This window comes from Gallaecimonas zhanjiangensis (genome assembly GCF_057624825.1).
Window position 1 is genome coordinate 4,138,373 of the sequence record NZ_CM172603.1, and the last position, 23,364, is coordinate 4,161,736.

General features: G+C 58.7%; 16 protein-coding genes. 11 read left to right on the forward strand and 5 right to left on the reverse strand.

All coding sequences use genetic code 11. The annotated features are described in order from the left end of the window. Window positions 1-66 precede the first annotated feature (66 nt). From AC22G1_RS19565 to AC22G1_RS19585, 5 genes are all read left to right on the forward strand, one after another. A complete protein-coding gene (locus AC22G1_RS19565; protein ID WP_487314838.1) occupies window positions 67-627 on the forward strand; it encodes a BON domain-containing protein in 561 nt (186 codons plus the stop codon). A gap of 11 nt (window positions 628-638) precedes the next feature. Then, window positions 639-1,094, forward strand: coding sequence for a ferritin-like domain-containing protein (locus AC22G1_RS19570; protein ID WP_487314839.1), 456 nt, complete (start codon window positions 639-641; stop codon window positions 1,092-1,094). 174 nt (window positions 1,095-1,268) lie between these two features. After that, the gene (locus AC22G1_RS19575) at window positions 1,269-2,594 is read left to right on the forward strand and encodes a sigma-54-dependent transcriptional regulator (RefSeq protein ID WP_487314840.1); all 1,326 of its coding nucleotides are present in this window, start codon (window positions 1,269-1,271) and stop codon (window positions 2,592-2,594) included. A gap of 252 nt (window positions 2,595-2,846) precedes the next feature. Continuing rightward, entirely contained in the window at window positions 2,847-3,023 is a 177-nt protein-coding gene (locus AC22G1_RS19580) for a DUF1328 family protein (RefSeq protein ID WP_487314841.1), read from the forward strand. A gap of 9 nt (window positions 3,024-3,032) precedes the next feature. Continuing rightward, window positions 3,033-3,218, forward strand: a complete 186-nt coding sequence (locus AC22G1_RS19585) for a CsbD family protein (protein ID WP_487314842.1) — start codon at window positions 3,033-3,035, stop codon at window positions 3,216-3,218. A 44-nt stretch (window positions 3,219-3,262) separates the two neighbouring features. On the opposite strand, the gene AC22G1_RS19590 is transcribed toward AC22G1_RS19585, so the two are convergent. Beyond that, window positions 3,263-4,183: a pepsin/retropepsin-like aspartic protease family protein gene (locus tag AC22G1_RS19590; protein WP_487314843.1), complete on the reverse strand. Its 921-nt coding sequence runs from the start codon at window positions 4,181-4,183 to the stop codon at window positions 3,263-3,265. A gap of 189 nt (window positions 4,184-4,372) precedes the next feature. Here AC22G1_RS19590 and AC22G1_RS19595 point away from each other — a divergent pair, with 189 nt between their 5' ends. Beyond that, complete coding sequence (locus AC22G1_RS19595; RefSeq protein ID WP_487314844.1) at window positions 4,373-4,987, forward strand: LysE family translocator; 615 nt, start codon at window positions 4,373-4,375, stop codon at window positions 4,985-4,987. A 33-nt stretch (window positions 4,988-5,020) separates the two neighbouring features. On the opposite strand, the gene AC22G1_RS19600 is transcribed toward AC22G1_RS19595, so the two are convergent. Genes AC22G1_RS19600 through AC22G1_RS19610 form a run of 3 tightly spaced genes read right to left on the reverse strand, consistent with a single transcriptional unit; the run spans window position 5,021 to window position 8,431 of the window. After that, a complete protein-coding gene (locus tag AC22G1_RS19600; RefSeq protein WP_487314845.1) occupies window positions 5,021-7,024 on the reverse strand; it encodes a S9 family peptidase in 2,004 nt (667 codons plus the stop codon). A gap of 58 nt (window positions 7,025-7,082) precedes the next feature. Beyond that, complete coding sequence (locus AC22G1_RS19605) at window positions 7,083-7,643, reverse strand: hypothetical protein (protein ID WP_487314846.1); 561 nt, start codon at window positions 7,641-7,643, stop codon at window positions 7,083-7,085. Next, window positions 7,643-8,431 carry a helix-turn-helix transcriptional regulator gene (locus AC22G1_RS19610; protein ID WP_487314847.1) on the reverse strand — a complete coding sequence of 263 codons (789 nt, stop codon included), beginning with the start codon at window positions 8,429-8,431 and terminating at the stop codon, window positions 7,643-7,645. Before AC22G1_RS19610 ends, AC22G1_RS19605 begins: the two co-directional genes overlap by 1 nt. Window positions 8,432-8,568: 137 nt before the next feature. On the opposite strand from AC22G1_RS19610, the gene AC22G1_RS19615 reads away from it, so the two are divergent. Next, entirely contained in the window at window positions 8,569-10,563 is a 1,995-nt protein-coding gene (locus tag AC22G1_RS19615) for a winged helix-turn-helix domain-containing protein (RefSeq protein WP_487314848.1), read from the forward strand. A 36-nt stretch (window positions 10,564-10,599) separates the two neighbouring features. Here the strand turns inward: AC22G1_RS19615 and AC22G1_RS19620 are convergent, their stop codons facing one another. After that, window positions 10,600-10,758, reverse strand: coding sequence for a hypothetical protein (locus AC22G1_RS19620; protein WP_487314849.1), 159 nt, complete (start codon window positions 10,756-10,758; stop codon window positions 10,600-10,602). A 187-nt stretch (window positions 10,759-10,945) separates the two neighbouring features. On the opposite strand from AC22G1_RS19620, the gene AC22G1_RS19625 reads away from it, so the two are divergent. The 4 genes from AC22G1_RS19625 (at window position 10,946) to AC22G1_RS19640 (ending at window position 23,361) form a co-directional block, all read left to right on the forward strand. Then, window positions 10,946-16,555: an alpha-2-macroglobulin family protein gene (locus AC22G1_RS19625; RefSeq protein WP_487314850.1), complete on the forward strand. Its 5,610-nt coding sequence runs from the start codon at window positions 10,946-10,948 to the stop codon at window positions 16,553-16,555. Beyond that, the gene (gene pbpC, locus AC22G1_RS19630) at window positions 16,552-18,837 is read left to right on the forward strand and encodes a penicillin-binding protein 1C (protein ID WP_487314851.1); all 2,286 of its coding nucleotides are present in this window, start codon (window positions 16,552-16,554) and stop codon (window positions 18,835-18,837) included. The genes AC22G1_RS19625 and pbpC overlap by 4 nt, the downstream gene beginning before the upstream one ends. A gap of 243 nt (window positions 18,838-19,080) precedes the next feature. Continuing rightward, window positions 19,081-20,220, forward strand: a complete 1,140-nt coding sequence (locus tag AC22G1_RS19635) for an efflux RND transporter periplasmic adaptor subunit (protein WP_487314852.1) — start codon at window positions 19,081-19,083, stop codon at window positions 20,218-20,220. A 3-nt stretch (window positions 20,221-20,223) separates the two neighbouring features. Beyond that, window positions 20,224-23,361, forward strand: a complete 3,138-nt coding sequence (locus AC22G1_RS19640; protein ID WP_487314853.1) for an efflux RND transporter permease subunit — start codon at window positions 20,224-20,226, stop codon at window positions 23,359-23,361. Window positions 23,362-23,364: the final 3 nt, after the last annotated feature.

The following is a 23,364-nucleotide window of genomic DNA, read 5'->3' on the forward strand; positions in this document are numbered from 1 at the left end:
TAAAAGTTGGCACGGTGCTCGCAATAGCTAAAGCGACAACGCTTACCCAGTCCCAAGGAGGAACTTATGCGTTTTAACAAAACCGTACTGACCGCCCTGACCCTGACCGCCCTTGCCAGCGCCCCGGCCATGGCAGCCAACAACTGGAAAGGGGATGCCAAAGACGCCTGGCTGGACGGCAAACTGGAAACCGCGTTGATGCTCAACACCGAGCTCAACAACTTCACCATCGACACCGAAGTGTCCCACGGTGTAGCCACACTGAGCGGTACCGTCTCCAGCGACGTTGAAAAAGACCTGGCTGGCCAGATAGCCAAAAACGTCGATGGCGTGTCCGACGTCAACAACAAGTTGACCGTCAAGAAGGACTATAAAGGCGAGGCCGACAAGACCAGCAAGAACTTCTCGCGCGCCTGGCATGACGCCACCATCACCGCTGGCCTGAACATGAAGTACGCCGCCAGCAGTGAACTGAGCGCCATGGATATCGACGTCGACACCGACAACGGTGTAGTGACCCTCACCGGTGAGGTGAAAAACGACGCGGCGCACGATCTCGCCATCGAAATGGCCAAAGGTTATGACAACGTCTCCGACGTGAAAGATAACCTCAAGGTCAGCGAGTAACGGGTATCTCGATGTTCGGTACCCATGATGCACGGCTGGTACAGGACCTGATTGCCGTCTGCCAAGACGGACGGCAGTTCTACCAGTACGCAGCCCGCCAGGTCGACGACAGCGATTTGCAGTCCCTGTTTCGCGACATGGCCATGGCCCGGGCGGACATTGTCCGCGACCTGAGCAAACAGGTAGAGGCCATGGGTGAAACACCGGACCGCGGCGGCACCCTGGCAGGCAGCATGCAAGCCGTTTACACCGACCTTCGCGCCCAGCTGAGCAACGACCCGAACTACCAGTACGTTGCCCAGCTTGAAGAAGCCGAGCACCGCGCCTTGCGCCGGTTTCGAGATGGGGTGAGGGAGCTGCAGAGCCGGCCCCTGGCCCAGGATGTGGCGGGTTGTCTGGCGACCATCCAGCTCACCCACGACCGAATGAAGGCCATCAAAGACGGTTTGCAAGCCCGCAAACATTGAGTGTCGCCCCATTAAAAAGCGCAGCTTCGGCTGCGCTTTTTGTTGCCCGCGCCAAGCCAAGGGTGAGGCGATGCTGAACCAACTTGGCCCTAAATGATAGTTAAGTATCTGGTTAATCTCGTGATCATCCAGCCTTTGCTGTACTGGACCACCAACACGGAAGAGGACTCGGATATGGCTCGTCTGCACCTTGTTACCGATGATCTGGCCCTGGCCCAGCAATTGGCCACTCCCCTTACCCAGGCCGGTTACCAGCTGACCCAAAGCACGACCCTTCAAGAGCCCTTCCGGGCCGATCTGGTGGTTTATGGCCCCAGCCGTTTTGGCGAGCAAGACTACCGCGAGTATCGCCAGCACCCCCTGGCCCACCAGGCCGATTGGCTGCTGGTAAGCGACGGCACCCCCAACCCCTGGCTCGACAAACTGATGCGCCGGGGAGTGGCCTACCACTTTCGTAAACCCCTGGATCTGGACCACCTGCAACAGGTGCTGGCCGAATTTCGCGATGAATTGGCCGAGCAAAGCGCCAATGGCGCCCAAGCGCCGCTTCGCTCCAACCTGGACCAATTTGGGCTGCTGCTGGGCTCAAGCGAAGTGATGCGCCGGCTGTACCGGCTTATTCGCCGGGTATCGCGCACCGACGCCAACGTACTGCTGGTGGGGGAGAGCGGCAGCGGTAAGGAACTGGCCGCCCGCACCATTCACCAGCAAAGCCAGCGCGCCACCGAGCCTTTTGTGGCGGTGAACTGCGCTGCCCTCTCAGCTGAACTGGTAGAGAGCGAGCTGTTCGGCCATGTCAAAGGAGCCTTTACCGGCGCGCTGAAGGACCATTGCGGCTTTTTCGAGCGCGGCGCTGCCGGCACCCTCTTTTTGGACGAGATCACCGAGATGCCGCTGGAGCTGCAAAGCAAATTGCTGCGAGTGCTGGAAACGGGCGAATTCCGCCGGGTGGGCAGCGACAAGGTGCAATACACCAAGGTGCGCATTATCGCCGCCACCAACCGCAGCCCAGACGAGGCCATAGACGGCGGCTTTTTGCGTGAAGACCTTTATTTTCGCCTGGCCCACTTTCCCATCCAGCTGCCGCCCCTTCGCCAGCGCGACGACGATATTGTCGAGCTGGCCCGGCATTTTCTGGCATACCGCAACGTGGAAACCGGCACCGACAAGGCCTTTACCCAAGGCGCCATCGACGCCATCGCCCAGTATTCCTGGCCGGGCAACGTGCGCCAGCTCAAGCATTGCATCGAGCGGGCCCATATTTTGGCCGTTACCGAGATTGGCCTGGGCGAGCTGCCCGATCTCACTGAAAAGCCCCTCACCACCGAAGATATCGGCCCCGGCACCACCTTGCGGGATGCCGAGCGCTCCTTGATCCTCGCCACTTTGGAAGCCTGCCAGCAAAACAAAACCCAGGCCGCGCAGCAGCTGGGGGTAAGCGTGAAAACCCTCTACAACAAGCTGGAAAAATACCGCGAAGGCGAAGAGGAGTGGCAATAAGGGCGGCCTCTGCCCTGCTTTTTTACGCCGCGCTCTCACAAAAAGGCCAGGGTTAACCCTGGCTTTTGCCATTAGGCGCTCCCGCCGCCTTCACGGCCAGATACAAAACTGCCGGTAGAATTTTCACGGCCACCCTGAGTTTTTTGCCCGGCACATCAAAGCCCTGAAACTAAAATCCCTTTATTTTCAACTCATTATGAGTTGGCACGGATACTGCGATAGTCAGGATGAACCCTAACTTCAGGAGGACGCATGTTACGCTGGGCACTGATATTTCTGATTGTCGCTTTGGTGGCCGCCGCCTTGGGTTTTGGTGGTATCGCTGGCGCCGCGGCGGGTATCGCCAAGGTATTGTTCTTTGTGTTTGTGGTGTTGCTGGTGATTTCCATCCTGGTGCATCTGGTTCGTGGCGGCAGCCCCAGGCTTTAGGAGGACGTGATGAACCACGATATTGCACAAGGCAAGTGGTTGCAGCTGAAAGGCAAGGTCAAAGCCCGCTGGGGTAAGTTGACCGACGACGAGCTGGAACAGGCCGAAGGCCACACCGAGAAGCTGATTGGCCTGCTGCAAAGCCATTACGGCATGGCCAGAGAAGAGGCCGAAAAAGCCTTGGATAAACTCTGACGCAAAGTAAAAACCCGGCCAAGGCCGGGTTTTTTAATCGCCGCTCAGCCCTGAGACTCCTCAGGTACCGCCACATTCATCCGCCCGTATTTGTAGTCGATGGTCAGCAGGAAGTGCTTGATTACGTCGTACCCCAACAACCCCCGCACCCGCACCGCATGTACCGGAGCAAACAAGGAGCGGCGCTCCGGGTCGTCCCTGATGTCGATGCTGCCGTCTTTGGGTACCGTCACGGCCACGTTCTCGACCTCAAAGGGGCCAAAACTGATCACCGGCAACCGAAAGCTGTCGTTAAGGGCGGTGAAGTTAACCCCCATGCCGACGGTATCTTGGGTTTCGTATTTATCCAGCCAGCCTTGATCCTCGGCCAACAGCCGGGGCAGCACCAGGCCGCCGGTATTACCGGTATCCACAACCAGCCACACCGATTTTTGGTTGTTGAGCCTGACCTTGACCACCGGGCTGCCCCCTTCGTCGGAGCGCATCTCGATGTTGTTGTATTTCTGCATGTCCAAAGAGTCGCGCTCAATCAGGCGCAGCCGATTGTGGGGGTAGTCAATCTGGAAGATGAATTTGTCAAAAAAGCTGGCACCCAGCAGCAGCCCCACGTCTTTGCCGCCAAAGTGGCTGGTAACCAGCTGGTCCATCTTCCACTCGGTGCCAAACAGCGACACCGGCACCTGGTTGTAACTGGTCTGGCGCTGGGTGCCGTAAACGCCCCGCACCATCACCGGCGTACCTTTGGCGAGCTCCAGGTGGTTTGCTTTTACAAAAGCGGCGTTGATACCGTTGATTTGGGCGCCCGAATCCAGCACCACTTTGGTTTCAATGCCAGCTATCGTCACCGGCAGGGTGATGTGGCCGTGGTGCAGCTCGAAGGAAACCCAGGGGGTAACGGCGGCGTGAGAAAAGAGGGGAAACAGCAGTAACAGCAGCATCAGGCTGCGGCGAAACACAAAACGCATGGCTCATCCTTAAGGCATCGGTTTACCGCCGCCACTGTATCCGGGTGGCGGCGGATTGTCAGCCCTACAAACTCACATTTGATAACAAGCTCAACAAGTTAATGTTACAAACCTTGGTGAATAACGGCGATGGGCCTGGTTGGCCATTGTGTGGCATGCTGGCGTTTCGTCTCCCCAAGCCCAAAACCTATGGAAATTTTCATCGCCGTTTTGTTCTTTGCCTTTTCCACCTCCATTACCCCGGGGCCCAACAACGTGATGATCATGTCTTCCGGCATGAACTATGGGGTGCGGGCCAGCCTGGCGCACCTTTGCGGGATCTGCCTGGGATTTCCGCTAATGGTGCTGTTGGTGGGGCTGGGTTTCGGGCTGGTGTTTGAGCGCTTCCCTCATCTGCATCAGCTGATCAAGGTGCTGGGTACCCTGTACCTGCTGTGGTTGGCCTGGAAGATTGCCAGCCAGACTCCCAAAGCCATCCAGGCTGGCCACGCCAAGCCGCTGAATTTTTGGCAAGGGGCTGCTTTTCAGTGGGTAAATGGCAAGGCCTGGGTGATGGCCACCGGCGCCATCGCCGCCTTCACCTCGACCCAAACCGGCATGTGGTGGCAAGTGCTGGCCATTGCCCTGGCCTTTTTGGTGGTGGCTTTTCCCTGTGTGGGGCTTTGGCTGGTGGCTGGGGCGGGCCTGCGCCGGGTGCTGACCCAGCCGCTGGCCCAGCGTATTTTCAACATTGCCATGGGCTTGCTGCTGGTGTTGTCGGTTGTGCCGGTATTGATTGAGCTTTGGCACTACTACCTGAGCTAGCGACAAAAAAGGAGGCCTGAGCCTCCTTCTTTTTTATCCCAGTTTGCCGCTGGCCAGCGCCAGCACAAAGGCGAAGTCGCGGGCGATTTCCTTAAAGCGCTGATAACGCCCGGAAAGGCCGCCATGGCCCACCTCCAGCTCGGTTTCCAGCAGCAGCAAGTGGTTATCGGTTTTCAGCTCCCGAAGCCTGGCCACCCATTTGGCCGGTTCCCAATAGGCGACTTGGGTGTCGTGCAGGCCGCTTCGCACATAGATATGCGGGTAGGCTTGGGGGCGGATATTGTCGTAAGGGCTGTACGAGAGCATCAGGAAGTAATCGGAAGGGTTATTGGGGTTGCCCCATTCGTCGTACTCGCCGGTGGTCAGCGGCAGGCTGTCGTCCAGCATGGTGGACACCACATCCACAAAGGGCACACCGACCAAGGCGCCTTTGTACAGCTCTGGCGCTTCATTGAGCACGGCGCCCATCAACAGGCCACCGGCGCTGCGCCCCTCGCAAAACACTTGGTCGTGAGCGCCGTAACCTTCGGCAACCAGCGCTTTGGTGACATCGATAAAGTCATGGAAGCTGTGCCATTTATGCTGGCGCCGGCCCCCTTCGTACCAGGCACGGCCCTTTTCCTGGCCACCGCGAATGTGGGCCATGGCCACCACGAAGCCTCTATCCAATAGGCTAAGACGCGCCATGGAAAAGCCAGGGTCGATGCTGATGCCATAGGCGCCGTAGCCGTCTATTAGCAAGGGGTTGGTGCCGTTTTGAAAGTTGTCCTTGCGCCACACCAGGGTTACCGGCACTAAGGCGCCGTCCCTTGCCGGCACTTCAATACGTTTGCAGTCGTAAAGCGCTGGCTCGACATTGGGCACCGGCTTAGTTTTGAGTAGCGTCTTGGTCAGCCCCGCGTCGATGCGATAAAGGCTGGGGGGCTGCACCGGGTTTTGGTAACCCACCACCAGTTCGCGGGTGTCGTCGCTGTGGCCAAGCCAGACATCGTGCACCTCGGCGTCCCAGGTGAGCAGCTGGTTGCCGTCACCTTGCAGGATCCGCACCCGAGGCTGGCCTTCAAAGCGCTCCAGCAGGGCGATACCGCTATCCAGCAGGTCAAAATCTTCCAGCAACACCGCCGGGTTGTGAGCCTGGCACTCGCTCATGGCATCGGGGCCGCTGCCGGTTAGCAGCTTGAAGTTAAGGGCATTTTCATTGCTGAGCGCCACAAAGCGCGCGCCGAGGCTATCAAGGTTGTACTCGATACCATCGCGGCGCGGCCAAAATGGCGCCGGCACGTCGCTGCTGCCATCCAAGGGCAACAGCCGCACTTCCGAGGTCAGGGTCGCAGCGCAGGACAGCAGCAGCCATTGGCGGTCGCGGCTCTCGCCCATGCCCAGCCAGAAGGTGTTGTCGGTTTCTTCATAGAGCACCTGTGGCGCCTGGCCAAGCACTTGGCGGTTAAGGCGATAAGGCAGCAGGCTGTCGTCAAGGGTGAGGTAATAGAGGGTTTGGCTATCGCTACCCCAGATCAATTCGCCGCTGATGGCAGGAAAGGGGTGGTCCAGCAGCTTGCCGCTGGTTAAATCCAGCAGATGCACCTCATAGCTGCGATCGCCATTGTGGTCGGTGCTGTAGGCCAGCAAGTTGCCGTCGGGGCTGAGAGCCATATCGCCCAAGGAGAAGTAACTGGCTGACCCGGCCAACAGGTTGCCGTCCAGCAGCAACTGCCAGGGGGCATCTTCACTGCGCCGCCCCTCCACCAGAGCATATTCCTTGCCGTCCAGAGTGCGCTCGCGAAGCTGCCAAAGGTGATCCCACCAGGGCAGGCTGGCATCTTCTGGGGCGGTGCGTGAGCGCATCTCGTCAAAAAGCTGCTGCTCCAACTCGCCGTTTACCGCCAGCAGCGATTGGGCGTGGTGGTTTTCAGCCTCAAGATGCGCCAAGACCTCGGGGCTGTTTCGCTCGTCGTCGCGCAGCCAATGGTAAGGGTCGTGGCGCTGGTGGCCGTGGCAATGGTGAATGTGGTTCTTTTTCGCGGCAATTGGCGGCATGGCAAAGCCTGGCTCAATACAAATTTGCCACCATTATGCCCAACTGGGCCGGGCCTGGTTAGCCCCGCAGCCGATTAACCAAATCGGCCACCTTGTCCGCTGAAAAGCCCGGGTATTTGGCTTTTATTACCCCGTCACCGTCAACTTCATACAGCACCGGCGACAAGATGGCGTCCATATAAAGCACGCTGGGTTTAGCCGCTGTTGAAAGCACCACCATATTACGGTTACTGGCATCAGCCATGGCCGGCGCCTTTTCATCATCAAAAGCAATGACCAGAAAAGGCACATCGTGTTGTTGGCTCAGGTAATGCACCAGTTCGTCGCAGGATGGGCAGTTCTCAACATAAGGCAGGATAAGCGTATCCCTGTTGATAAAATCACCCAGCCTCGCTTTTTTACCCTGCACCACTACCTTGGTAGAAAGATCCATCTTCATATTCAGGTTGTGCTGCTTTTCCTTTTCCGCCAGTGAGAGAAAACTGGCGTTACTGTTAAAGAACAAGTCCAGGGTGTAGCGCCCGGGCTCGGTCTTTAAAAACACGGCAACCGCCAATGCCAGCACACAAAAGCTGACGGAGAACTTGGCGAAGCCGTTAATAGCCTGACTTCCTGTCATTAAAATATGCTTCCATTCAAAAGTAACTTGGTGATCGCCTGGTTGCGATTTTCGCTTTGCGTCTTTGCTAACACATTATTCAAGTGAAATGAAGCTGTCCTTTCTGCAATATTCAAAATCTTGGCCACTTCCCAAGTGGTTTTCCCCTCAGACACCCACTTAAGGCATTCCTTTTCCCTTGGGCTGAGTTTCGGATTTTGCGCTTCTTCCATCAAAATGCGATTGGCCTGCTGGTGAAGTACTTGGAATATGGCTGCCAGCAAATCCACATTGGCACTGAAGAACCGTACACTTTCCGGGTCGCGGAAAAAGAAGGTCAGGCTACCAAAAGAAAGTCCCATACCATGAACCGGCGTTACCAAACCAATCAGCCGTTGGCTTTTCAGTGCCTGTTGATAGTTCTTTTTTAAAAGAGGGGACAAAGCAGTCACTTCGGTGTGCTCGGAGGCGTACTGCGCGACAGGGCAGTCCACTGTCTTGCTTTGGGTGAGGCCAGCGCCCCACTCGAAAGGAATGTTGTGCAGGCTCAGTACATCATGGCGAGTCAGAGTAAGGGGTTTGTGCATGGCAAACCAGTAATGGGTGGCGCCAAGCTGACGGGTCAGGTTACCCAGGCTCTGGCCCAGGCTGGCCCTACTGTCGATGTCCCTGGCATCAGCCAGAACGCTACAGATATCAATGTGCCCTTCCATGTTTTTATCCTCAACAACCGTGGTGTGGGTCCACAGTAGGAACACGGCTTTGGTATGACCATAAGGAGCAACTGATATTGGGGTGACTTTCGCCAAGTCACACGAAAGTCACACAGCACAAGCAGGCAAGAGGGCTTTACATCACTAGTTACCAATCAATGACCTATATGCCGCCACTAGGCATTTACCGCCATTGATACATCTGATAATAATAGTCCTATCAGGGAAATAGGTTGGCACGTAACGTGTTAAAAGTAGGACGTTTTTATATCAATCCCCAGCAACAGCTCTTGCTGGACGAAAATAAAAATGAGATCGCCCTTGAAGCGAAAGTTCAGGAGATCCTCTTTTATCTTTTCGATAATCGCGACCGCTACGTCTCCTTGGAAGAACTGCACGAAAACGTTTGGTCTGGTCGAATTGTCAGCGACTCCGCCGTCAGACGCACCATCAGCAAACTGCGTAAACTCTTTGATGATAACGGTGAGGAAGCCGAGTATATCAAGTCGGTAGTCAAAAAGGGTTATAAGTTTGTTTGTGATGTGGAAGAATCTGTTGACAATGAAATATTCCATGAAGAAAAAAGTAAGAAAGTGCAAGGAAGGAAATTTACCTTTTCCTTTAAATTATTCTTCAAAATGATAATTTTTTCTTTATTGATTGCTTTTATCTTGTTTTTATCTGTCACTACATTTTTTAAGATTATGACCTTGGCGCAAGATGATATATTAGCCTTGGACCAGAACGAGTACGGCGATTATACATACATTGGCTATGAAGCTAGTGAACATCGATATCAACTTTTTTACAGGCCATCGGGAACAAAAGACGATCAGCAGCTTATTTTTTCAAGTGAACCATTAATAAACCCTATATTCATTGATAAAAACATTTACGTTGGATTAAAAAATTCTGACTTTTGCGGCCTTAAAATAGTATCAGTTAATGACTCAAGTACAAACAACAAAGATCTACACTGTTACTCTTTGACTCATTTATCAAAAATTGACAGTGGAGAGCTATTAATTACGATGCAGATGACACTTGGTGGGAACTACCAGTCATACATCTTTGATATAAAAGATGAGAGTATATATGCGCTAGAAAACACAGTTAATCAGACTCCATATATTGCAGCTTTATCTAAAAATAAAAGTATTCTCGCAATTGCAACCTCTCATAAGAAAGGAAGTAGCTTACGATTATTAGACATGAAGAATCGGCTTCAGCTAAAGCAAAAGTTCTTTAATGAACGGGTTGTGCAAATTAGGTGGAACAAATCAACATTAATTTTAGCCACAGAATACTCTACGTACTCACTGAATAATAGCACTGGGGTCTTAGATAAATTTGATGTCCGGACGAATGTAGCAAGTAAAACAAGAATTTTAGACTTCAGCTTGTACGGCGATGATATAAATGTGCTTAATGACGCCGATCTTAATGTCAGTCAATATTTAAATACTTATATAAAAAAATCTGGCCAATTGAAAGTTTTCAACACTGTTTTCCTAGATTCGCATATGCTACCTGTGTTGAATACCAAGGACTTGATTGTTGATTATCAAGATACTGGCTATGTTCTTAAATTCAGAGGGGAAAGTAAGGCACTAGAAGTAAGTGATGAGCCTTTCAGTCTAGTTACTCAACTTGTCGATAAGCAGAAAATCCTTATCGTGAAAAAATCAAATGTCGAATTAATTGATGTAGATAAAGGGACATTACAATATAAGCTAGACATACAAGGCGAGGTAAAACAGGTCATTGATCTACCAAGCGAGCCGGCTTTATGGCTGATAGTGAAATCTCAATTTGGTTGGCAAACATTGCTTTGGAAATACCACGAGAATAAGCTATCTACGATAGCCCTGAATGAGCGATTAAGATTTTTAGTTAATAATGACCTCTACTGGATTGATAGCGAAAGCAATAGACTATTGACTAAAAATGAAAATGGAGACACTAGAATTCTCAGCAATTACATTCCCATTACTCCAGATAGTCTTTGGGTTTTAAGTGATGACGGAAATCTTTTCTTCTCTGCTCCAACTGCCTACGGTTCTGAGATATATAGCATTAGCCTGAAAAATGGCTCAGATGCAAATTTAGAGCTAAGAGTAAGGGATCTAGTTAATCTGGGAATAGACGAAAAAGGACGACTTGTCGTAGTCGTAGAGAAAAGACCAAAAAGTCAGGTCTCTAGCTCATTTCGTTTGTTTGGCTTATAAAAAAGGCCCTGATGGGCCCTTTTTTATAAAATAAAATCAGAACTCAAGACAAATTCTGGCGCCTTGCCCGGCGTTGATGCAATATTTCTCCGTCCCACCCTGCGTAGTCATGGTCTCGTCATCCGAGGCATTGGCAGAGGGGACGGCTAACAAAGTGGAAGCTACGGCAACTACCAGCAAGATTTTCTTGAACATGATGAGGTCCTCCTGTGACCTAGCTAGGGAGCAGCATTAAGGTTAATAGGATGTAATATGCTTAATAGCTGTACGATCCCACAGTAAAAAGCGACAGGGCAGGTGACTTTTGTTAGGTCGCTGTTACGCCTTTTGTAAGGATTTTCGGGTATGATGCCGCGCAGCCGAGATTGAAGAGGACACAAGGATGCGTGCGTTGCTGGCAACACTTTTTGGCCAATGGCAGGCCCCGCCCTGGATGCGCTGGTGCGCAAAGCACCCCGTAAAAGCCGTTGGCAGCCTGTTGCTGCTGGCACTGATCGCCGCACTTTGCTGGGGTGGCTGGTATTGGTACCAGCATCTGCCCAAACCCCGCACCCTGCACTATTCCCTTGAAGCGCCGGCCCTCACCGATTACCACCAGGACAAACCCCAGGTCGCCCCTTTAACCCTGGCCTTCAGCGGCTCGGTGGCGCCTCTTGATGGCATCGGTAAACCGATAACCAAAGGCATCAGCCTGAGCCCCAAGCTCGCCGGGCAGTGGCGCTGGGCCAGCGACAAGCATCTGCAATTTATCCCCGACGGCGACTGGCCGGTTGCAACCCGCTTTGAGGTGACGCTGGATAAAAAGCAGCTGCTGGCTGACCACATCCTCTTGAATAAATACCAGAGCGAATTTGGCACCGCACCCTTTACCGCCAAGATAACCGAAGGGCGTCTTTATCAGGACCCAACCCAGCCTAGCATCCAAAAGCTGGTGGCTACCCTCGCCTTCAGCCACCCGGTGGACATGGCCTCGGTCAAAACCCATTTGTCGGTGCTGCTAAGCCCTGGCCTCACTTACAGCGCCAGTGGCGACACCGAAGTCACCTTCGACGACAAACACCTTTTTGCCTACGTGCACTCGCCGGCGCTGGCCACGCCGCTGGAGCAAAGCACCGTGACCCTGGAGATGGCCAGCGGCATCCACGCCGCCGGTGGCGGCAATGAGGCCGGTAAAGACAAATGGCAGGTGCGGGTGCCGGGCCGGTACCAGCTGAGCTTTGAGCCGGCCCAAGTGAGCTTTGCCTACAACGACAAAGACGAGCCCAAACCGGTGCTGACCATGGAAAGCTCCCGGCCGGTGAGTGACGACGCCCTGCGCGGCAAGGTGCAGGCCTGGCTGCTGCCCAAGAAAAACCCCAAAGGCAGCAACAGCTGGTATGAAGAGAACGTCACCGAGCAGGTGCTGGCCGGCTCCCCGAAACTGTTCCTGACCCAGATCCCCGGCGCCGAAGGCCTGAATCAGCTGCACAGCTTCAAGTTGCAGGCCCCGGTTGGCCGCTACGTGGCGGTGATGGTCGACAAGGAAGTGGAAGGCCAAGGCGGCTACCTGTCTCGCAACCCAGTGCTGAGCGTGGTGCGCATGCCCCAGTATCCCAAGGCTCTTAAATTTCTGGGTGAAGGCTCGCTGCTCAGCCTGGACGACGACCAGCGCCTGGGTTACCTCGCCCGTGGCGTGCAAAAAGTGCAGGTGGAGGTGGCGCAATTGCTGCCTGACCAGCTCAATGCCCTTATCGACCAAAGCACCGGCAGCTTTGCCGAGCCACACCTTAATAACAGCGATTTTGACCGGCTAGTGACCCGCCAGGTCTTTAACCAGCAGTTTGCCAGCAAAGACCCCAGCAAGACCCTCTATGGCAGCATCAACCTCAAGCCGTTCTTCAAAGACAGGCGCGGCATCTTTGTTGTCAAACTGACCCCGGCCAACGAGAAAGACAACGAAACCTTCGATTACTACCAGACCGAGGCCCACGACCTGCGCTTTGTGGTGGTGACCGACCTTGGCATCCTTGCCAAACGCAGCCGCGACGGCAGCCAGGATTTGTTCGTGCAGTCCCTTGCCAGCGGCCAGCCGGTGGCTGGCGCCGACGTGGCGGTGATTGGCCGTAACGGCCTCCCGGTAGCCACCGGCAGAACTGACGAGCGCGGCCACGCCCGCTTTGGCAAACTCGGCAACCTGCGCCGGGAAAAGACCCCCCTCTATTACCGGGTGGAAAAGGGCAGTGACCTGTCCTTCCTGCCCATGGGCGACTGGCGCCGCCATCTCGATTTGTCCCGTTTCGACACCGGCGGCAGCTATGAAAGCGACGACCAAGCGGCACTGAGCGCCTACCTCTTTACCGACCGCGGCCTCTACCGCCCCGGTGAAACCGCCCATATTGCCAGCCTGGTCCGCGGCCAGGATTGGGCCACCGCCCTTGGCGGCCTGCCGGTAAAATTGCAGGTCACAGACCCTCGCGGGGTAACGGTGCTGGACCGCACCTTCAAATTGGATGCCAGCGGCTTTGACAGCCTGGATTTCACCGCCAGCGAAACAGCCGCCGCCGGCGATTACCAGGCCAGCCTGTCCCTTATCAAAGGCAAGTACCGGCTCACCCGCCTGGGCGACGTGAGCTTCAAGGTGCGCGATTTCGAGCCCGACCGCATCAAGGTGCGAGTCTCCCTTGGCGCCGACAACAGCCCAGCAGGCTGGCTCAAACCGGCGCAGATGAGAGCCGGGGTATTGGCCGAGCAGCTCTTTGGCGGCCCGGCCAGCGACCGGCGGGTCACCGGTGAGATGGTGCTGTCCCCCACCGATATCAGTTTCCAGGCCTGGCCCGGTTACCGCTTTGGGGTACTGGGTAAACTCAAGGAGTCGTTCCGCGAGACCTTGAGTGAAGCCACCACCGACGGCGATGGCAAAGCCAGCCTCGACCTGGCCCTAGACCGTTTTGCCGGTAGCACCTACAAGCTGCACCTGCTGGCCAAGGTGTTTGAAGCTGGCTCCGGCCACGGCGTCAGCGCCCAAAGCCAGGTGCTGGTGTCCGATGCCGATTGGCTACTGGGCTACAAGGCCGATGGCGACCTTGGCTTTATCAGCAAAGGTGGCGAGCGCCAGCTCAGCCTGCAGGCGGTGGGCCAGGATCTCAAAGGCATGGCCGCCGAGCTTCAGGTTGAGCGCATTGCCCGCCGTTGGGTGTCGGTATTGGTTAAGCAAGACGACGGCACCTACCGCTACCAGTCGCGCCGCAAAGACACCCTGCTGGACAGCAACCCCCTGGCGCTGGCCGCCCAAGGCCAAGTGCTGGCCCTGGATACCCGCACCCCGGGCGACTACCGGCTGCGGCTGGTGGACGCCAGCGGCCGCCAGCTCAACCAGATTGACTACAGCGTCGCCGGCAGCGGCAACGCCAGCCGCACCCTGGAGCGCAACGCCGAGCTGGAGCTGACCCTGGACAAAGGCGAATACCAGCCCGGCGAGACCATCCAAGTGGCTATTCAGGCGCCTTACAGCGGCGCCGGCCTTATCACTATCGAGCGCGACAAGGTTTACGCCTTCAAATGGTTCAAGGCTGACAGCACCCGCTCTTTGCAAAGCATCACCCTGCCGGCCGGCATCGAGGGCAACGCCTACATCAACGTGCAATTCCTGCGGGCGCCCGATGCCAAGGAAGTGTTCATGAGCCCGCTGTCCTACGCCGTCAAACCCTTCAAGGTTGACCTGGGTGAGCGCCGCCAGGCCATCAGCCTCAGCGTGCCAGCCAAGGTCAAACCCGGCAGCGATCTCGATATTGCCCTGAACCTGCCGGTGGCCTCCAAAGTGGTGGTGTTTGGGGTGGATGCCGGCATCCTGCAGGTGGCCCGTTACGCCCCGCCGGACCCGCTGGGCCACTTTTTTGACAAAAAGGCGCTGAGCGTTGATTCGAGCCAAATTCTCGACCTGCTGCTGCCCGACCTCAACGTGCTGATGCGCCAGGCCGCCCCCGGCGGTGACGCCGCTGCGCTCTTGGCCGCCAACCTCAACCCCTTTAAGCGTAAACGCGCCATGCCGGTGGTGTATTGGTCCGGCATTCGCGAACTGGTCGCTGGCGAGCAGCACCTGAGCTATGCCGTGCCGGATAGCTTTAACGGCAATATCCGCTTCTTTGCGGTCAGTGCCACCGACACCGCCATGGGCACCAGCGAGGCCGATGTCGCCGTCAAGGCGCCGGTGGTGATGAGCCCCAATGTGCCTGCCTTCCTGGCACCGGGCGACACCGGCGATGTCACCCTCGGGCTCTACAACACCGAGCCCAAAGCCGCCGATGTCACCCTCACCCTGACCCTGGAAGGGGGCCTTGCCAGCACCCTTGCGCCCCAGCAGTTTCATATCGAGCCGGGCCATGAAGTCACCGCCCACTTTGCGGTCAAGGCCGGTACTGCTTTGGGTGAAGGCAAGCTGCATTGGCAGCTCGCCACCAGCGAGGGCCAATTCAAGATGAGCGAGAGCATCTCGGTGCGGCCGCTCACCCCTCACCGCCTGACCCTGGCGACAAAAGTGCTGGACAGCAGCGAAGCCAGCCTCAAGGTCGACCGCCAGCTCTTTGCCCCGTTCAGCAAGGTGGACGCCGCCCTTGGCAGCAGCCCGCTGGTGTGGGCCCAGGGCCTTAGCCAATACCTCAATAGCTATCCCCACGCCTGCACCGAGCAGCTGGTGTCCAAATCGGTACCGGCGCTGCTCCTTGGCAAGCCCCAAGACAACCTGGCCGCCTTCAACCAGTTGATTGGCCAACTGCGCAGCCGCCAGAACAGCAAAGGCGGCTTCGGGCTCTGGGCCGCCAACCCGGTGGTGGAACCCATGGTGGCTCTGTACGTGGTGGACATGCTGCTGGACGCCAAGGCCAACGGCTACCCGGTGCCGCAAGATCTGCTGGATAAGGCCAACGGTTATCTCTCGGCGCTAAGCTCAGGCCCCAGCAATGGCCTAGGTGAGCTGCGCGAGCGGGCCTACGGCGCTTACTTGCTGGCCCGCCAGGGCGTGCAGGTGAGCGGCGCCCTGGCCGATATCCGCGAGCGCCTGCAGCGCTACTATCCCAAGGACTGGCAGGGCGATATCGCCAGCGCCTGGCTGGCGGCGAGCTTCACCCTGATGCAGCAGCAACAGCTGGCCGAACCGCTGTGGCAGGCCCAGCACTGGCAGCTGCTGGAAGACACCCCCAAGCGCCTTGGCCTCTACCTCGACCCCATGGTCCACGACGCCCAGTTGCTAACCCTGCTGGCCCGCCAGGCGCCAGCGCGCCTTGCCGACCTGCCCGCGAACCTGCTGCCACGCATGGGCCAGTGGCTGAGCGAGCAGCGCTACAGCTCGCTGTCGGCCGGCACCCTGGTGCGCGCCCTCACCGCCCTGGGTAACGCCCGTGGCGACCAGGGCCTTGCCATGCAGGCGCTGGTGGGCCAGGCCTGGCAGGTGCTGAGCCTGCCCCAGGCCGAGCTACCCGCCGGCAGCCAGCAGGTGAAATTCCAAAAGACCGGTAACGGCCAGGCCTTTTATCTTCTGAGCCAAGAAGGCTTTGACCAACAGCCGCCTGCACCTTTCAGCCAAGGGCTGGAAGTGAGCCGCGATTATCTGAGCCTGGACGGCCAGCCCCTTGGCAAGGTCAAGGTGGGTGACGAATTCCTGGTCAGGCTGCGGCTGCGCGCCACCAGCCTCGACCAGCTGCAACAGGTGGTGATGATCGACCTGCTGCCGGGCGGGGTGGAGCCGGTGTACCGCGACAAGGACGACAGCTTCGACGGCTGGCAGCCGCCGGTGGGGGTAGGCAAGCTCAGTGACTGGTCGCCCCAGTGGCTGAACGTGCGGGAAGACCGCCTGGTGCTCTACGGCACCGCTTGGCGCGATGCCAAAACCTTTGTCTACAAGGTGCGGGCCACCAACGCCGGGCAGTTCCAGATACCGCCCGTCTATGCCGAAGGCCTGTACGACCCGCTGAGCCAGGCCCAGGGCCCGGCCGGTGAGCTGGTGATCGAGGCGCCATGAGGCGCCGCTACCAGGCCCTTCTGGCCCTGGCAGCCTTGCTGCTGGGGCTTAGGCTCTGGCCGGCCCAGCCTTTTTCGGCCATGGCCCCTTCGTCGCGGGAGGTGCTGGCCAGCGACGGCAGCCTGCTGCGCCTGACCCTGGCCAGCGACGGCCAGTACCGGCTTTGGCAACCCCTGGAAGGGGTGTCGGCCAACATGGTGCAAGCCATGCTGCTAAAAGAAGACCGCTACTTTTACCTGCACCCCGGCATCAACCCGGTGGCCATGGCCAGGGCCATTGCCGCCACTTATATCGGCGGCGATCGCCAGGGCGCGTCCACCCTCACCATGCAGGTAGCCCGGCGGCTTTACGGCATCAACAGCCGCCAGGTGCCGGGTAAACTCCAGCAAATGGCGGCCGCGCTGTGGCTGGAGCTGCGCTACTCCAAGCACGACATTCTGGAGGCCTACCTCAACCTGGCGCCCATGGGCGGTAACGTGGAAGGAGTGGGGGCCGCCAGCCAGATTTACTTTCACAAAGCGGCCGGTGAGCTGTCGTTGAGCGAGGCGCTGAGCCTGGCGGTGATGCCGCAAAGCCCGGCGCGGCGCGCCCGCTTTGGCGCCGATTTCCAAGACGCCCGCGACCGCCTGGCCAGATTCTGGCAACAAAGCTACCCCGGCGACCCGCGCAACAGCGCCCTGCTGGCGCTGAGTGCCATCGGCCACGACCGGCGCGAGCTGCCCTTTTTGGCGCCGCACTTTAGCCGCCGCCTGCTGCGCGAAGACGCCGCCACCGTTATCCACAGCACCCTGGACCCGGCCCTGCAAGATCTCCTAGAACGGCGGCTCGGCCAGTACATCGCCAGCCGCCGCCACCTGGGGGTAACCAACGCCGCCGCCCTGCTGGTGGACAGCCGCGACCAGAGCATCAAGGCCTGGGTGGGCTCGGCGGACTTTTTCAACGCCGACATCGAAGGCCAGGTCGATGGGGTCACCGCCCGCCGCTCGCCGGGCTCCACCTTAAAGCCCTTCCTCTACGGCCTGGGGCTGGACCAGGGCATCATCCACCCTTTGAGCATCCTCAAAGACGCCCCCACCGCCTTTGGCAGCTTCGAGCCGGAGAACTTCGACCACCGCTTTACCGGCCCCATCAGCGCGCACGACGCCCTGATTAAAAGCCGCAACCTGCCGGCGGTGTGGCTGGCCGGGCAAATCAGCCACCCCAACCTGTACGGCTTTTTGCGCCAGGCCGGCATCAAGGGGCTGCGGGGGGAAAGCCATTACGGTCTGGCCCTGGCCCTTGGCGGCGGCGAGCTGACCATGGCCGAGCTGGCCCGGCTATACCTGATGCTGGCAAGCGATGGCCACCATTACCCGCTGCGCGACCGCCAGCGCCAGCCGGTGAGCCCGGCCAGCCAAGCGCTGCTGAGCCCGGCGGCGGCTTTTATGGTGCGCGACATGCTCAAAGACAACCCCCGCGCCGACGGCCTGCCCCGCACCGGCTGGACTGTGGCCTGGAAGACCGGCACCTCCTGGGGCTTTCACGATGCCTGGAGCGCCGGGCTGACCGGCCCTTATGTGCTGGTGGTGTGGGTGGGTAACTTCGACGCCACCCCCAACCCGGCCTTTGTGGGAGTGGAAACCGCCGGGCCGCTGTTTTTTGCCATCAGCGATGCCTTGCAAGGGGCGCTGCCAGCCACTGCCGATCTGGCCAACCCGGCGCCAGATACGGTGAAAAAGGTGGCCATTTGCGCCGCCTCGGGGGATTTACCCAACCCCTGGTGCCCCAAGGTGGTGGAAGGCTGGTATATCCCCGGGGTGTCGCCGGTAAAAGTCTCCACCCTGCACCGGCCGCTGTGGGTGGACAACCTCAGCGGCGCCGCCGTCTGCCCGCCTTACAACCCGGCCCGCCAGCACCAGGAGGTGTTTGCCTTCTGGCCGTCTGACATGGCGGCGCTTTTTGAGCAGGCCGGCCTGCCCCGTAAACTGCCGCCGCCGCTACCTGGCGCCTGCAACCAGAGCCTTGTCCAAAGTAGCGCCTCGCCGCTCATTCGCTCGCCGCTCAAGGGGGTGACCTACAGCCTGCGCCAAAGCCGCCCTGGCGAGCGCATTGCCCTTAAGGCCGACGCCCCCTCCGACAGCCAGGTTTTGTACTGGTTTGCCGGTAATAGCCTGCTTGGCCAGAGCGCGCCGGGTAAGGCGCTGGATTGGCGGCCGCCCCGGGCCGGGCGCTTTGAGTTGTCGGTGACCGACGACAAGGGCCGCAGTGCCAGCCGGCTGCTGCGGGTGGATATCGGACCGTAATTCCCCCTAAAAACCGCACAAAAATCGCGCTTAGCCACCAACGGCAAGCCAAAAGCGACCAAAGTGCTAGCCCTTAAGCTGGTCTTAAGGCCAGCGTATACATTGAAAACATCCGGCAAAGATTGCCATACGTTTCTTTACACGGTTTTACCCCTAAACCAAGGACCAATAGGCAAGATAGGCCTCACCTTGGAAAATGGTGCCGTCGCGCATAGAAGTAGCAGTCATCCTATGAAAAAACTGATGTTAAGGTCCGGCCTGCTGGCACTGGCCTGCGCCCTGGCAGCCTGCCAGGACGCCAATTCCGCCGCCAAGACCGCCCATAAGACCGAGACCGAGGTCGGTGTGGTGACCCTCAAGGCCGCCCCCATCGCCCTGACCACTCAGTTGCAGGGGCGCACCGTGGCGTCGTTGAGCGCCGAGATCCGCCCTCAGGTGAGCGGCATCGTCCAGGAGCGCCGCTTCGTGGAAGGCAGCGAGGTCAAAAAAGGTGACCTGCTCTACCAGATTGACCCGGCCAGCTACCAGGCCGCCTACAACCAGGCCAAGGCCGATCTCCTGGATGCCGAAGCCACCCTCAACTCGGCCCAGCTCAAGGACAACCGCTATCAGGACCTGGTGAAAGACCAGGGGGTATCCAAACAGGACGCCGACGACGCCCACGCTGCCTACCTGCAAGCCAAGGCCAGCGTAGCCCGCTACCAGGCCGCCCTGGACAGCGCCAAAATCGACCTCGATCGCACCCAGGTCAAGGCCCCCATCAGCGGCCATATCGGTATTTCCAGCGTCACTGCCGGCGCCCTGGTGACCGCCGACCAGACCACGGCGCTGGCCACCATTCGCGCCCTGGACCCCATTTACGTTGACCTTACCCAGTCTTCCAAGGAGCTGCTGGAGCTGCGCGACCTGCTGGCCAAGGGCGGCATCGCCCAGCGCAACGCCCAGGTATCGCTGACCTTGGAAGACGGCCGCACTTACCCCCACCAGGGCAAGCTGGAATTCAAGGAAGTGGCGGTTAACCAGGCCACCGGCTCGGTTACCCTGCGGGCCACCTTCCCCAACCCCGACGGCCTGCTGCTGCCCGGCATGTTCGTGCGGGCCACCCTTGCCGAAGCCCGCCAGGACAACGGCATTCTGGCGCCCCAGCAAGGGGTTATCCGCGACAACGACGGCAGTGCCCACGCCTGGGTCGTCGGCGCCAGTGGCAAGGTGGAACGCCGCCAGGTGGTTACCGGCCAGCCCATGGGTAATCAGTGGGTTATCCAAAGCGGCCTGAAAGATGGCGATACGCTTATCGTCGAAGGCACCGACAAGGTCCAGCCCAACCAGCAGGTAAAAACCGTGCCGGTGAAGTTAGATTTGAGCACCGGCGGAGGCGTCTAAGCCATGTTGGCCCGTTTCTTTATCGACCGCCCGGTCTTTGCCTGGGTGCTGGCCATCATCATCATGATGGGCGGCCTCTTTGCCATTCGTACCTTGCCGGTGGCCCAATATCCTGACGTGGCGCCACCCACCATCAACATCAACGCCACCTACACCGGCGCCGACGCCAAGACGGTGGAAAACTCCGTCACCCAGATCCTCGAGCAGCAGCTGACCGGTATCGACGGCCTGCTGTATTTCACCTCGTCCAGCTCTTCTTCCGGCCAGGCCAGTATCTCTGCCGTTTTCGAGCAAGGCACCGACGCCGACACCGCCCAGGTACAGGTGCAGAACAAGGTGCAGCAGGTAACCTCCCGGCTGCCCACCTCGGTGCAATCGCAAGGGATAACGGTTACCAAATCCCAGCATGACTTCTTGATTGTTTTCGCCCTGTACGACACCACAGACCAGGCCACCTCCAACGACGTGGCCGATTTCCTGGTGTCCAACATGCAAGACCGCATCGCCCGTCTCGAAGGGGTGGGCGATGTGCGGGTGTTCGGCGCCCAACATGCCATTCGTATCTGGCTGGACCCCACCAAACTGGCGGCCTACCAGCTGATGCCGTCTGACATCACCAGCGCCCTTGAGGCCCAGAATACCCAGGTGGCGGCCGGTAGCATCGGCGGCCAGCCCAGCCCCGACCAGCAAGAACTGAACGCCACCGTTACCGCCCAGTCGATGCTGCAAACCCCGGAGCAGTTCCGCAAAATCATCGTTAAACACAACTACCAGGGCGCCGACGTCAAACTCAGCGACGTGGCCAAGGTAGAGATGGGCAGCGAAAACTACGGCGCCGCGCCACGGCTTAACGGCCACCCGGCATCGGGCATGGCGGTGATGCTGGCGCCCGGCGCCAACGCCCTGACCACCGCCGAGCGGGTTCGCGCTGCCGTGGCCAGCATGAAGGGCACCTTCCCGGCTGGATACCAGGTGGCCTTCCCCCGCGACAGCACCGCCTTTATCAAGCTGTCTATCGAGGAGGTGGTCAAAACCCTGTTCGAGGCCATAGTGCTGGTGATCATCGTCATGTTCGTGTTCTTGCAGAACTGGCGAGCCACCCTGATCCCGGCCATCGCGGTACCGGTGGTGTTGCTGGGCACCTTCGGGGTGCTGGAGATCTTCGGCTACTCCATCAACACCCTGACCATGTTTGGCATGGTGCTCTCGATAGGCCTGTTGGTAGACGACGCCATCGTGGTGGTGGAGAACGTCGAGCGGGTGATGCGCGAAGACAAGCTCTCGCCACGGGCCGCCACCATCAAATCCATGAAAGAGATCACCCCGGCCCTTATCGGCATTGCCGTGGTGCTGTCGGCGGTGTTCCTGCCCATGGCCTTCTTCGGCGGCTCCACCGGGGTGATTTACCGCCAGTTCTCCATCACCATCGTTTCGTCTATGGTGCTGTCGGTGGTCGTGGCCCTGACCCTGAGCCCCACCCTTTGTGCCAGCCTGCTCAAACCCTCCGACGCCGAGCATAGCCACAAGGGCCTGTTCGGCTGGTTTAACCGCACTTTTGATGCCATGACCGACCGCTACTCAGGCCGGGTTGGCCAGGTGCTGAAAAAACCGGTGCGCTGGATGCTGGTGTACGGCTTGGTGATCGCCGCCCTGGCGGTGCTGCTGGTACGCCTGCCCACCGGCTTTTTGCCCAACGAAGACCAGGGCAGCACCATGGTGCAGTTCAACCTGCCCACTGGCGCGTCCATGTCGCGCAGCCGCGACGTGGCCAAGCAGATTGAGCATTACTTCCTGACCCAGGAAAAAGACAACATCAACACCATCTTCACCATTTCGGGCTTTAGCTTCGGCGGCAGCGGCCAAAACGCCGGCATGGGCTTCTTGTCCCTCAAAAACTGGGATCAGCGCCCCGGTAGCGAGAACAGCGCCGGCGCCATTTCGGCCCGCGCCAATAAGAACCTGGCCAAGATCCGCGACGCCCGGGTGTTTTCCATGCTACCGCTGGCCATCCGCGGCCTGGGCCACAGCGCCGGGTTTGACTTCCAGTTGCTGGCCAACGCCGGCACCTCGCGCCAGCAACTGACCGAACTGCGAGACCAGCTGCTGGCCGAAGCCCGCCAGGACCCGCTGCTAAGCTCGGTGCGTGAGGGCTCCATCAGCGACACCCCGCAGCTCAAAATCAACATCGACGACGCCAAGGCCTCGGCCCTGGGGCTGAGCTTGTCCAATGTCACCAACACCCTGTCCACCGCCTGGGCCGGCCGTTATGTGAACGACTTTCTGGACAAGGACAGGGTCAAGCGGGTCTACGTGCAGGGTGATGCACCCTACCGCTCCAAGCCCGACGACCTGCGCCACTGGTTTGTGCGCGGCACCGACAGCGACGGCAACACCACCATGACCCCGTTCTCGGCCTTCTCGTCGGTGAAATGGACCTCGGGCCCACAAAGCCTGGACCGCTTCAACGGCAACGCCTCCTATGAGCTTCAAGGCTCCGGCAACGGGGTCAGCTCCGGTGAAGCCATGAACGAGATGGTGCGCCTGGCCAAAGCGCTGCCGGGCCATGCTATCAGCTACGCCTGGAGCGGCCTGTCTTACCAGGAGCAGCTATCCAGCGGCCAGGCGTCGATGCTCTATACGGTGTCCATCATCGTGGTGTTTTTGTGCTTGGCCGCCCTTTATGAGAGCTGGACTGTGCCGTTCTCGGTGATCTTGGTGATCCCGCTGGGGGTTATCGGTGCCGCCCTGGCCGCTACCTTGCGCGGCCTTGAAAACGACATCTACTTCCAGGTGGCGCTGCTCACCACCATTGGGCTTTCATCCAAGAACGCCATTCTTATCGTCGAGTTTGCCGAAGAGGCCTACGAGCGCGGTAAATCGGCCTTTGATGCGGCCATGGAAGGGGCGAGGCTGCGGCTGCGGCCCATTTTGATGACCTCCCTGGCCTTTATTTTCGGCACCCTGCCTCTGGCGCTTTCCAGCGGCGCCGGCGCCAACAGCCGCATCTCCATCGGCACCGGTATTGTTGGCGGCACCCTCACCGCCACGGTGCTGGCCATATTTATGGTGCCGCTGTTCTTCGTGCTGGTGCGTAGCTTCTTCCCGGCCAGAAAGCCGGTGTACAGCAGTGACTTGGAGTAAGGC

Bases quoted from the DNA above. Each gene is read 5' to 3' on its own strand.
- AC22G1_RS19565 (WP_487314838.1), top strand. From the start codon at position 67: ATGCGTTTTAACAAAACCGTACTGACCGCCCTGACCCTGACCGCCCTT.
- AC22G1_RS19570 (WP_487314839.1), top strand. From the start codon at position 639: ATGTTCGGTACCCATGATGCACGGCTGGTACAGGACCTGATTGCCGTC.
- AC22G1_RS19575 (WP_487314840.1), top strand. From the start codon at position 1,269: ATGGCTCGTCTGCACCTTGTTACCGATGATCTGGCCCTGGCCCAGCAA.
- AC22G1_RS19580 (WP_487314841.1), top strand. From the start codon at position 2,847: ATGTTACGCTGGGCACTGATATTTCTGATTGTCGCTTTGGTGGCCGCC.
- AC22G1_RS19585 (WP_487314842.1), top strand. From the start codon at position 3,033: ATGAACCACGATATTGCACAAGGCAAGTGGTTGCAGCTGAAAGGCAAG.
- AC22G1_RS19590 (WP_487314843.1), bottom strand. From the start codon at position 4,183: ATGCGTTTTGTGTTTCGCCGCAGCCTGATGCTGCTGTTACTGCTGTTT.
- AC22G1_RS19595 (WP_487314844.1), top strand. From the start codon at position 4,373: ATGGAAATTTTCATCGCCGTTTTGTTCTTTGCCTTTTCCACCTCCATT.
- AC22G1_RS19600 (WP_487314845.1), bottom strand. From the start codon at position 7,024: ATGCCGCCAATTGCCGCGAAAAAGAACCACATTCACCATTGCCACGGC.
- AC22G1_RS19605 (WP_487314846.1), bottom strand. From the start codon at position 7,643: ATGACAGGAAGTCAGGCTATTAACGGCTTCGCCAAGTTCTCCGTCAGC.
- AC22G1_RS19620 (WP_487314849.1), bottom strand. From the start codon at position 10,758: ATGTTCAAGAAAATCTTGCTGGTAGTTGCCGTAGCTTCCACTTTGTTA.
- AC22G1_RS19625 (WP_487314850.1), top strand. From the start codon at position 10,946: ATGCGTGCGTTGCTGGCAACACTTTTTGGCCAATGGCAGGCCCCGCCC.
- pbpC (WP_487314851.1), top strand. From the start codon at position 16,552: ATGAGGCGCCGCTACCAGGCCCTTCTGGCCCTGGCAGCCTTGCTGCTG.
- AC22G1_RS19635 (WP_487314852.1), top strand. From the start codon at position 19,081: ATGTTAAGGTCCGGCCTGCTGGCACTGGCCTGCGCCCTGGCAGCCTGC.
- AC22G1_RS19640 (WP_487314853.1), top strand. From the start codon at position 20,224: ATGTTGGCCCGTTTCTTTATCGACCGCCCGGTCTTTGCCTGGGTGCTG.